The organism is Psittacicella hinzii, from assembly GCF_003585885.1.
In the GTDB taxonomy this organism is placed as follows: Bacteria; Pseudomonadota; Gammaproteobacteria; order Enterobacterales; family Psittacicellaceae; genus Psittacicella.
Genome location: NZ_NRHC01000152.1, coordinates 1 through 1,094, shown reverse-complemented (window position 1 = coordinate 1,094; position 1,094 = coordinate 1). Strand labels below are relative to the sequence as shown.

Here is a 1,094-nt window from a genome sequence, read left to right as displayed (position 1 = left end):
TTGTATCTAAGCTGGGAGCTATTGGGGCTATCCAAGAGTACTTATTTCTATAATAAAGGTAGAATTGCGAGAGGATTAGTTGATAAGTATGCCGAAGTTAGAAAAAAGATACGCAAGTTATTTTTCGATAACTTCTCAACTTACGGTTATAGAAGAATCTATCAAGAATTGAAACAAGAAGCAGAAAACAATGCTGGTTGCCCTTGTTGTGGCAAAGATATGGTAAGGCAACTAATGCGTGAAGAGAATTTGACGGCACGTATGCAACAGGTTAAGGATTCTAAGAGGAATTATGTACCTTCACCTACATCTTACGCACCTAATCTTGTAGCTGGAGATTTTACTAGTAAATCCTTAGGAACTCATTGTAGTATTGACTTTACCGAGGTTCAAACTATCAATGGTAAGGTTTACTTAGCTGTATTAGTAGATTACTTTAATAATCATGTTACCGTGTCTCATGGAAGCAATGCTACTACAGAGCTGGCGATAGAATGTATTAAAAAGTACGATAGGTTCTTGAAGAAAGGAGCTATTATCCATAGTGATAGAGGGGCGCAATTTAAGAGCCATGAGTATATTAAATATACGGACGAGATAGGTGTCGTTAGAAGCATGTCCAAGCCTTACACACCTACTGATAACGCCATTGTTGAATCTGTAATTGGTGCGATTAAAGTAGAACTAAACGTAAATTCTTATTTGTTTAAAAGCAAAGAAGAATTAATATATGACTTAGAGCATTTCATACATTGGTTTAACAATAACCGAATAAACCTTAAAAAACAAAAAACTCATCTAAATGATATTATTGAAAATATCATGTAGATGAGCCTCCAACTTAAAACCATTATAACATTTCTAAAGCCCAATTTTTTTAAAATTGCTTGGTTTCTGGGAAGTGCGTGAATTTTTTGACTAAAGTCTTATGAGGCTCCCGTCGTCGCTCGCGCACATTCCCCTCCCCCTTTGAATTTGGTTGCTAGCAACCAAATTCAAAGGGGGAGGGGAATGAAACCCAAGACTTAGATATATTTGTACTAAGTTGATATTAGAAATTTATTAAAAAAGTTCAAATATTTAAGATCATTTCA

1 protein-coding gene is annotated in these 1,094 nt (G+C 35.1%); it reads left to right on the top strand.

What is annotated here, in order from left to right:
* Positions 1-828: IS3 family transposase (locus tag CKF54_RS08010; protein ID WP_222987611.1), on the top strand; the 828-nt coding region annotated here is incomplete at its 5' end.
* Positions 829-1,094: the final 266 nt, after the last annotated feature.